Consider the following 9,425-nt stretch of genomic DNA (forward strand, 5'->3'; position numbering starts at 1 on the left):
GTCAGAAAACGCCAGGGCCGAAGGCGGGCATGATCCGGTGCTCTCAGCGCTGCCTGAAACATAATGTCCAGCTGCTTATCTGTTGGCCCGGGATTTTCCAGCATGGGTGATGACACCCTTCCCAGCAAAAGCTCTATTCCACCCATCTGCAGATTCTCTCCCACAGATCACTGATTTATTTTTTCGATGTATTCAGGGCCATAGACAGAATCATTTCTGCCAGTGCCTCAAGGGACAAATCCCCGCCAAGCTTAAACCAATTGATACTCCAGCTTATTGTACCGGTTAACAGTCTGGCAATTCTGTTTTTTGTCTTTTGCCGACGATTGGAACCTTTGTTTTATCTGGATGATAGCTCCAGGGCCTGGCAGGATGTCTGATCTGCTGGACAGGGTGTTGGTGGTACCTCTGATATAGTCAGCTGCGATCGTTTAATGGATCATCAGCGAATACACCGAGAACACTCATTCTGCACGTAATATAAAAATAAGCGGGGGGAGCCTTTCAACATTTAATACCTAATCAGATAATACCTATCAGGTAATTCTGGCAGAATGGGATGAAACTTTTAGTACTATTCAGTGTCTCAGCTATCTTACTGATCCGTATTATGAAGGAAACAACCAATGCAGGCTGTTAATGTGGCTGGCCAAGGCGATCTGGCATCTCAGCCTGAATCGTCCGCTGTGGCCGGGGTTAGATCGAACTCAGGCTATTTTCATGGTATACGATGTTATTTTTATCGTTATGAACCCTTAAGGGGCACTTGCGTTAATTGGCTAACCAGCTCAGCAGTGGTGGCAGGATCGGCAGGAGTGGGGGCTATAGCCGGTGATTTGCTGTTGTCAAAATTACCTGCGGGGTTGGCTGCGGGGACGACGCTTCTAGAGCGTGGGGTGCAGAAGGTTGAAGACGCCATCCAGCAGCATCCCATACTTTGTGGCGCGACAGCAGGAGTGACCACCGCTGCATGTGGCATATATATGCTGAGCAGCAGCTTGAAACCCCTGACTCAAGAGAGTATCCAGGCGTTAAGGGATAAGCTGGCTAATCAACTCCACAGGGATTATTCCTGCATTAGCAATTACAGGGAGCAGATTGCTCACCATCAACAACGATTTAATGAGCTTAAGGTTTTTTTACCGGAAGAACAGGCCCGGAATGAACGTGAAGCAAGGGCTCTGTATACGAAACAAATGGCGCGTTATCAACAAAGCAATAGCTATATCCTGGGACAGCTGCAGGAGCAGGTGGATGGGATTTTTGCACGGCACCGTGTTCCCGGACACCTGCCTACCTATGATGAAGCTACTACAGAGCGAGGTACTGCCAGTATTTATAAAGCGGGTCGTGAGGTAGCGAACTTTATTAACGGTAAAACTCATTCGTTGTGGGCTCAGGATCACCTTTTAGAGGTAATGAAGCCAGTGCTGACAGCGGAAGATTTGGAAAAGGTTAAAAAAACACTCTCGACACTTCCATGGAAACCCGTGTTGTACATAGGTCAGGGACCCCGTGAAAAAGAATTTAATCAAATAAAGAACGATAGTTCTGTAGTAAAAGGCAAGATGGGCTTGCTGGAGGCAAATATCAGGGAAATAGTGGGACATTTTCCCGTATTAAAGCCAGACTCTGAAGGCAAGATACCCAAGCCTGCCATTAATGCCTTTGCAGGTTATTTACCGGAATAATAAATTTGTCGCCAAATGGGACAAGCCATACCCGTCACAGCCAGCATTTCAAATACTTTATGTAAGTGCCATTAGAAATAATTAGAACTCAACAACCACCGGCTAAAGCAGGTGGTTTGGTGTTACGGACTGAAAGTCCGGATACGCGTCAAAGACGCGTTATCGCTAACCTTCACTCCTGAAATTTATCATCACCTCTTGATTCCCTGGTTGCTGTCATCCTGTACAGGCGACTGCATGGATGCAGGAGGTAGAGTAATGCAGGAGCAATTACCGAGATTGTACAGGATCCATCCACAGGGAGGTGACTGCCTGACGGTTGGCTATCCCTGCCGGATGGATTGTACAGTCCATGTACACAATGACAGCCGCGTGTGCCTTGGGGCGCTTTTAATTACATCCCGTAGGGAGAGGAAACCATCATAGCTAAAGCTGACCGGCTAAAGCTGACCGGCTAAAGCCGGTGGTTTTAACCTTTCAGGAGACTAATAAAAACAGTGATTCCCAGAAAGATTCTTCATCCTCGGAAAATTCTGACTCTTCACAGGAAAAGCCTAACCCCAAAAGCCTCAGACCATCATCTGGTAACAAAGCCGGGGGGCAAAAAGGGCATCAGGGTGTTTTAAACGAGTCGATACCCCCGATTACATTGAGTACTACACCGTTAAACAGTGCCATTGCTGCCAAGCATCTCTTCTCGATGTTGATCCGGTCAAATGCATTGAACAACAGGTGTTTGAGCCAGGCAAACCGGGCGAGTATGAAGTGACTGCTCATATGGGTTAAGCCAAAATCTGTCCTTGTGGCTGTCGGAATCAGGCTGCCAGTGATTACCTGAAAGCTCCCGAGAGTGGAAACCCTCCGAACTCCACAACAGAAACGGCTGTTTAGGCTGAACCTTACCAGATGAAGGATCCTCACCTTCAATCTTTTGCCGATTTATCTCAGCACGCTAACTATCTTTTTTATTCTCTATTTATCCTTTAATCTTGCATTGAAACCACGAAGAACACGAAGAGCACAAAGAATAGCTTTTCTTCCTTCCTTAGTGCTCTTCGTGTTCTTCGTGGTTAAAGCGGTTCTGTAGCCCCTGAAATTAATGGATAGTGCTTAATGTCTACCGTAAGAGCACCCTGTCACCTTGACTCTTTAGGCGGAACATGGCCTGGTTTTCCGATAAACCGATCATACAAAGTCTGAGCCATCACCCCAAAAATCTTGTCAGCCGGAGTGGCTTTTCGCATGCCATCATAACTCCATTTAAATGGGTATTGTTCCAGTTTAAAGAGTCTTAAAAAATCATCCGAGTGTGTATACACAAACATTGCCTGTTGATCTGTATGCTGTTTAAATGCCTTTCTGAACTCTTCCTTCAACTGGAATCTGGTCCATTCGACAGGACTCCCATTAACCGCATTACTATCCGATATCGGTTTATTTTTAAAAAGTTTTGTCCGTCTCCTTACCGATGGCGGCTTGATCACTTCAGCAACTTTTCGATAAACTACCGTTTCTGAAAAGCGTTTCACACTATCACAACGTGTCATTGTCTTGCGCAACACTTGTTCCAGGTCTTTTATAATACATTTTGATTTTTCAGCACACCGATCTTGAAGAAATGAATTAAGATCACCTTTCGCATCCTCACTATTAAAAGCTTCTACGAATTTCAAGATGGTATCGACAATAGTAATATCGTCACTCATATTTTGAATACCAAGAATTGACGGACAATCTTCTAACATCTTTCCACCATTGAAATTTAGTTGCTCATCTTTTTCAACCACCTCCTTAAGTTTGTTTATTTCTTCACGACTCTCCTCATTCTCGCATGTTATTATGTCGACTTTTTTTTGTAACCTCTTATTATTAAACTGCTCGAATGGCATAAACTTGCCACTGTCAGAATCATCAGCTCCCGAAGCTTCTAAGCTCGAAATACCTGAGTCTCTCGCCAACGCATTCACTTCAATTATCATAAAATTAAATGCCGCTAATCCCTGTAGATTCTCAATAATGGATTTATCAACATCCGACAGGGCTTGCCTCAGAGCATCTTGAAAAACTGAATTACTGAAAGATTTGGCAATACATGCGGTGCGGTTCTCGTCCGTCAGCGCGCCCATTTCACTTATCATTTTTTTCAGACTATGATCAATCAATTCTACTTTTTCAGGACATTCATTTACTGACTTATTGGAAAGCCCATATATGTCCCGGACATAGTTGAAGAATCTATCAAGCGCTTTAGATTTATCCGGATTGGCAAAATCGAAAGCCTTTTTGGAAATAATGTTTTTTTGATCGCCCTTCTTATCAGGCTTATCAGGCAATTGACATTCCTTATAGTTGATACCCATGGCTTTACACTCGTCTATCGTAAACTCAAAATCATTTTCAAACTCCATAAACAAGTCATCAGGTTTTTTATTTTGATTCACGTTAGACTTGCGAGGCATCCGCTGAAAAGACTCATTTTCAACGATTTCAACCCCCCTGGCCTTTTGTCGAGCAAGCACACCGTTAGACAATAAAGTATCATTAGCTGGCATTTTATTGTGTTGATCATCAATACCTCTACAGGACCACTTAGAATTACTGCACCCTTCATCATCACCACTGTTATGGCACTGATCAGCACGTAAATAGTACTTTTGTGTATTATTGACAGGTGTTACAGTCATTGTATTAATACCATTATGTTCCTAAGTAGTTGATCATTCGCCATCTAACATTGTGATCACTCGTTTAAGAAAAAGTTCCCGTTTTTTAGTCATGATGTCTGTCGGTTGCATTTGAAGCTGCTCGTTGCAAAATAGCGTGCAACCCTGGTTCGCCCTACGTGGCCTGAGATCATGGGGAATCCAACTTTGATATACTGAAAAGCCCACTACGTCTTACCGGGGTGGTTGCCTTTATCAGGGCGTTTGGGTAAATGGCAACCCTGGCCTTCATTGAGGTTAAAATTTTACCAACGCCGCCCCCTTGCACCTCTTTGACAGACACTGCGGCTCAACCGGATTGTCTGTACCCTGACCTGCCGTTATACTGCCCGTCCTCTTATTGGACACTGGGCGGTCACACCGCCAATATCACATGACTACTGAAGACACACTCCCTCCGCAGGGCGAAAAGCTGCAAAAAATCCTGGCGGGTGCTGGCCTTGGCTCGCGCCGTGAGATGGAGCGCTGGATTACCGAGGGCCGGGTTTCGGTCAATGGTAACAAAGCAACCCTGGGCGATCGTTCCTCCCGTTTCGATACGGTCACCGTCGATGGTCGACCGGTAAAGCTGGACGCTTATGCCGCCGGTATTCGCCGGGTTATCGCCTATAACAAACCTGAAGGTGAAATCTGCACCCGTTCTGATAAAGAAGGACGACCGACGGTTTTTGACAAATTACCCAAGCTGAAAGGCGAACGCTGGATTTCCATTGGCCGGCTCGACCTGAACACCTCCGGCTTATTAATGTTTACCACCGATGGTGAACTGGCCAGCCGTTTGATGCACCCGTCTAACACGGTTGAGCGGGAGTACGCAGTGCGTGTTATGGGTGTCGTCACCCCGCAGAATGTAAAAAATCTGTTTGAAGGTGTTGAACTGGAAGATGGTAAGGCTCGCTTTACCGATATCGTGGATTCTGGCGGTACCGGTATCAACCACTGGTTTCATGTCTGTATTCTGGAAGGCAGAAACCGTGAGGTTCGTCGCCTGTGGGAATCCCAGGACCTGAAAGTCAGCCGCCTGAAGCGGGTTCGTTTTGGCAGTCTGATTATTCCTGAGCGCCTTCGTCAGGGTCAGTTTCAGGAGCTGGAAAAGCAGGATATCGATACCCTTGCCGCCCTGGTTGACCTGCCACCTGCACCGAGCTTCCACAAGAAACCTCAAGATCGAGTGAAGAAAAATGAAGTGCTCGCCAAAAAAGTAAAAGGTGGAGCCAGACGCTTCAGTCCCCATCCGAAACAGCGTTCCCGGTAATAAAACCTAAAAAAGCCGAATGAGTCTACACTTGTTCGGCTTAATGGATGGATCCGTCTGGACAACAGTACTGTACTTATATACAGTACTCATAACCTAATACAGGAGGAAGCCCATGTCCATTACCCCCATGTGGCGAGTTGACCGGGACGGAAGCATGTTTACTGATAAAAAAGCCGCGGAAGAACACGATCGTATGCTCGAGCTGGCCGATGGTATCACCGGCATGCTGGAAGCCCATTTCGAGATCAACGAACAGCTGGCAGAAGAGATCGGCCTGCTGATGTCCCGTAATAAGGATATTCTCGCCAAAGCCTTTAAAGGCAAGCCTGAAGTGCTTCAGGATATTCAGAAATCCGGTGAGCCAGAAGATAACACGGTAGATATCCGTGAAGCCGTGGCCTGATCCATTTTCTCCTGTGCAGCAGGGTCGCTTTATTGAGATTCTGTTTGCCCGGCCCATTCTTTTTTCACCTCAGGCCAAACCTCCATAAATGTTTCCAGAGACTTTACGCCATTGATTTTTGGCTTCTCTGTCAGTTCCTTTTGCAGAGCATCTGCATCTTCAGAGCTCATTTTTCGCAACTTCGGCACTTTGCTATAGCCCCCATAGAGACTGAGACCAATAACCTTGGCAAAACTCGGGAGTGACAACATCTGGCCTTCATCAGCCTGCGTCTCTGAGATCTGGCTAGAAGCCTCACATTGATAATGAACAATATCCAGAACATCCGCACACAGAGCCTGTTCAACAGGCGTTTTCAGTGCCTTTTCATATATCTCCTTTTCTGTACCCGTTAGTCGATACTTATCACGAAGCTGTTGTTTAACATAACTGGCCAGAACCCTGGAATTATTGAGAATAAGTACCCCATTCCCCCTTTTCTTTTTGTCAGTAGTTTTTTTTCAAATAATTTGCAGAAAGCATTGAAGTCACTGCCCCCAGGCACCGTTCTAAACAAACCCTTTTCCTGCTGTTTGATAAATACCATCAACTGCACTTTCAACAACTTGCTATTAAAAAGCCTGATTAAATCACCAGGAATTTTAATCATTTCACATAACCCCGTTAAATCCTCGAGACTACAGGAGTCAAGACAGCCGGAAAGATCCTTAAGCGTTGCTGGCAAACAGTTTCCTCCACTTTTCTCTATCGTGTTACTTTTTGATATTTTATCCAGCGTTTTCTCTAACTTTTTTTTAAGCGCTTTTACTTCATTGGGATAAGTGGTCTGCCTGTGATCAACATCAGAAGTTGAGATATCATCCCTGTTGAAAGCACTTACTTCAGCAGCTGAAATTTCACTTTTGAGCTCATCAATACTTCTCTGGTCTGCTTCAGAAAACAATGGTGACAACTTTGAAATCAATTCCAATTGATATTTAGCCCGAAAAGCATTGCCCTGGTCTTTGTTATGAGAACCACAGCATCCAATGGCTTCGAAAATCCTTTGACGCAGCCCTTTGTGTTGTTGCCTGACACCGCAAGCTTCACTCTCACCAATGCCGCTGTAATAATTAACAGGTGATGAGCAATTTCTGACATCTCTGACACATCCAATAATCGTTCTTCAGCAACAAAAAAAGCATGATTTGCAGGCTCTTCCAGGGTTTCTGCGGTTAACAGCAACAGAGCCTTCAGCATCATCAGCATGGTTCACCGTTGTTTCGACACTGGATGTAGATTGAAGCGCGCTGAAACCGTCTAATCCTGAGTCCATTTTTAACTACCTGTGAAGTCTTTGATTTTTTTATATGAAAACCCCCAACACCTTACTTAAACGTAATAGCGCTGCCTGATCACAGAACAGAGTAGAGTGTCTAATGAAAACTGCATGCTTGTTTTATTGAAAAGATTGCTATCAACGCCAGACTACCCAGCAGCCTGTACTGCAATAATCGATAAAATCACTTATTCTAAAGCATCATTCAGAGAAGGATTCCAGACTTGGTCAGCAGACGCTTCAGCCAGCCTCAAAAACAGTTCATTGCCCGGCGATTCATACTGCTGGTCTGTATGGTGCTGGCTGTCTGCCTGTGGCAGCGGGCCGGGTTTGGTTCCACCTGCCCGCTTAAGGCTGACCACTTTACCAGTGGCTTCTTTTTTTCTTCTGAAGCTAATCACCCTGACCACCAGCAGGATGCTTCTGAATCCACGGATACCGAGTGTGAACTGAGTAATCACTTGATTCAGGCCAAGTCACAGCTGATCGAGCCCGGGATTCTGTTGATCCCCCTGTTATTACTTATCCTTGCCTGGCTCTGTGCTGGCAACAGGACTACCTTTCCCTCCCTTACAGAACCCATTATTCCCCGCAGGAGGCATCATCTGGTGCTGTGCGTGTTCCGGGAATAGACACAACTGAAATCGCTAACCATTGAATGTTCGCTGGTCTCTGAGCCTGCGTTGTCGATTTGTGTCTATTGGAGTATGTGACATTGAAACACCCTCTTAAGCCTCTGGCTGCTGCTCTATCATTTTTGAGCATTTTTCTGCTGTCATTTTTGTCGCTAATGGCTTCCGCCAGTGAAGTCAGCACTGGTTGGTTAACCGATCCAAAACATCCACCCCTGTCCGTACGTTTTATGCTGACCGGACAAACCGACCCACAGGCTAAAACCGTTGAAGGCCTGCTGGAAGTTCAGCTGGCCGGTGATTGGAAAACCTACTGGCGTTCCCCCGGTGAAGGTGGCGTTGCCCCCAGTCTTGACTGGAGTCAGTCTGAAAACCTGAACCAGGTGGAGTGGCACTGGCCTGTTCCCGGGCGCTACGATTTTCTGGGCGTGGAAACCCTGGGCTATAAAGGGCAAGTGGTTTTCCCGCTGACCCTTCATATCAACGATATGCAAGAACCAGCCTGGTTTCTTGGCAAGCTGACCATGCCGTCATGCACCAATATCTGCGTGCTTAACGACTATGAGTTGAGCCTGACTTTTCAGCCTGATCAGCCTGATCTCTCCGAACAGGCACTGCATTTATATAACCAGGGAATCAGCCAGGTTCCCAGACCATCAACCACCGTTGAGCTTCTGGGCGCTTTCTGGAATAAGGCTGAGGAGACCGCCATATTCCAGATCACCAAACCACAGGGCTGGATAAACCCGGACGTTTTTGTGGATGGCAGTAGCGATAAACTGCAGAACTTTATTTTTCATTCTCCTGATATCCATGTGCAGGGTAATACCCTTACAGCGTCGTTCAAAGTCAGCAACTGGCTCGAACCCGTTGACCTGAATAACCAGACATTGCCTCTTGTGGTAACTGACCAGAACCTTGCCACAGCACTCGGTGCAACACTCTCTACAAGACCGGACAACCAGCCAATAGAAGACAGCCACGGTAAAGGTTTTTTCACCATTATCGCTATCGCCCTGCTGGGTGGTTTGATTCTGAATATTATGCCCTGCGTGCTTCCGGTACTGGGGATGAAACTGAGCAGTGTTATTTCTGCAAAAGGTCTGGGGAAACGGCAGATTCGAGGACAGTTTCTGGCGTCTGCCGCAGGGATTCTGGTGTCTTTCTGGCTGCTGGCATTATTTTTGGCCGTATTAAAGCTATCAGGCCAGGCACTGGGCTGGGGCATTCAGTTTCAAAACCCTTACTTTATCGGCGCAATGGTATTGGTGACCGGACTGTTTGCCGCCAATATGATGGGGCTTTTTGAAATACAGTTATCCAGCAACAGCAGTACCTGGCTGGCCTCAAAAGGTGACAACTCCTACGCCGGTCATTTTATCCAGGGTATGTTCGCAACC

Annotated in this window: 9 protein-coding genes and 1 pseudogene; 5 read left to right on the forward strand and 5 right to left on the reverse strand. The window is 46.2% G+C overall.

Translation table 11 applies throughout. From position 1 onward, the window contains the following. Positions 1–175: 175 nt before the first annotated feature. Positions 176–310, reverse strand: a pseudogene (locus tag RM811_RS21395) (TetR/AcrR family transcriptional regulator); the annotation flags it as partial. 316 nt (positions 311–626) lie between these two features. Between RM811_RS21395 and RM811_RS21400 the strand changes: the two are divergent. After that, complete coding sequence (locus RM811_RS21400) at positions 627–1,691, forward strand: hypothetical protein (protein ID WP_402528151.1); 1,065 nt, start codon at positions 627–629, stop codon at positions 1,689–1,691. 1,136 nt (positions 1,692–2,827) lie between these two features. Here RM811_RS21400 and RM811_RS21405 read toward each other — a convergent pair. Next, the gene (locus RM811_RS21405) at positions 2,828–4,375 is read right to left on the reverse strand and encodes a hypothetical protein (RefSeq protein WP_402528154.1); all 1,548 of its coding nucleotides are present in this window, start codon (positions 4,373–4,375) and stop codon (positions 2,828–2,830) included. 412 nt (positions 4,376–4,787) lie between these two features. On the opposite strand from RM811_RS21405, the gene rluB reads away from it, so the two are divergent. Beyond that, entirely contained in the window at positions 4,788–5,669 is an 882-nt protein-coding gene (rluB, locus tag RM811_RS21410; protein WP_402528157.1) for a 23S rRNA pseudouridine(2605) synthase RluB, read from the forward strand. A 115-nt stretch (positions 5,670–5,784) separates the two neighbouring features. Beyond that, a complete protein-coding gene (locus RM811_RS21415) occupies positions 5,785–6,075 on the forward strand; it encodes a YebG family protein (RefSeq protein ID WP_402528159.1) in 291 nt (96 codons plus the stop codon). Positions 6,076–6,104: 29 nt separating this feature from the next. On the opposite strand, the gene RM811_RS21420 is transcribed toward RM811_RS21415, so the two are convergent. The 3 genes from RM811_RS21420 to RM811_RS21430 form a co-directional block, all read right to left on the reverse strand. Then, positions 6,105–6,326: a hypothetical protein gene (locus RM811_RS21420; protein ID WP_402528162.1), complete on the reverse strand. Its 222-nt coding sequence runs from the start codon at positions 6,324–6,326 to the stop codon at positions 6,105–6,107. A gap of 140 nt (positions 6,327–6,466) precedes the next feature. Beyond that, a complete protein-coding gene (locus RM811_RS21425) occupies positions 6,467–7,045 on the reverse strand; it encodes a hypothetical protein (protein WP_402528165.1) in 579 nt (192 codons plus the stop codon). After that, positions 7,036–7,317 carry a hypothetical protein gene (locus RM811_RS21430; protein ID WP_402528167.1) on the reverse strand — a complete coding sequence of 94 codons (282 nt, stop codon included), beginning with the start codon at positions 7,315–7,317 and terminating at the stop codon, positions 7,036–7,038. The genes RM811_RS21425 and RM811_RS21430 overlap by 10 nt, the downstream gene beginning before the upstream one ends. A 300-nt stretch (positions 7,318–7,617) precedes the next feature. On the opposite strand from RM811_RS21430, the gene RM811_RS21435 reads away from it, so the two are divergent. Continuing rightward, positions 7,618–8,025, forward strand: a complete 408-nt coding sequence (locus RM811_RS21435; RefSeq protein WP_402528169.1) for a hypothetical protein — start codon at positions 7,618–7,620, stop codon at positions 8,023–8,025. A 77-nt stretch (positions 8,026–8,102) separates the two neighbouring features. Further along, the coding region (locus RM811_RS21440) for a protein-disulfide reductase DsbD domain-containing protein (RefSeq protein ID WP_402528171.1) at positions 8,103–9,425 on the forward strand (1,323 nt) is incomplete at its 3' end.

Source organism: Endozoicomonas sp., assembly GCF_031844845.1.
Taxonomy (GTDB): Bacteria; Pseudomonadota; Gammaproteobacteria; order Pseudomonadales; family Endozoicomonadaceae; genus Endozoicomonas.

Bases quoted from the DNA above. Each gene is read 5' to 3' on its own strand.
- RM811_RS21400 (WP_402528151.1), top strand. From the start codon at position 627: ATGCAGGCTGTTAATGTGGCTGGCCAAGGCGATCTGGCATCTCAGCCT.
- RM811_RS21405 (WP_402528154.1), bottom strand. From the start codon at position 4,375: ATGACTGTAACACCTGTCAATAATACACAAAAGTACTATTTACGTGCT.
- rluB (WP_402528157.1), top strand. From the start codon at position 4,788: ATGACTACTGAAGACACACTCCCTCCGCAGGGCGAAAAGCTGCAAAAA.
- RM811_RS21415 (WP_402528159.1), top strand. From the start codon at position 5,785: ATGTCCATTACCCCCATGTGGCGAGTTGACCGGGACGGAAGCATGTTT.
- RM811_RS21420 (WP_402528162.1), bottom strand. From the start codon at position 6,326: ATGTTGTCACTCCCGAGTTTTGCCAAGGTTATTGGTCTCAGTCTCTAT.
- RM811_RS21430 (WP_402528167.1), bottom strand. From the start codon at position 7,317: ATGATGCTGAAGGCTCTGTTGCTGTTAACCGCAGAAACCCTGGAAGAG.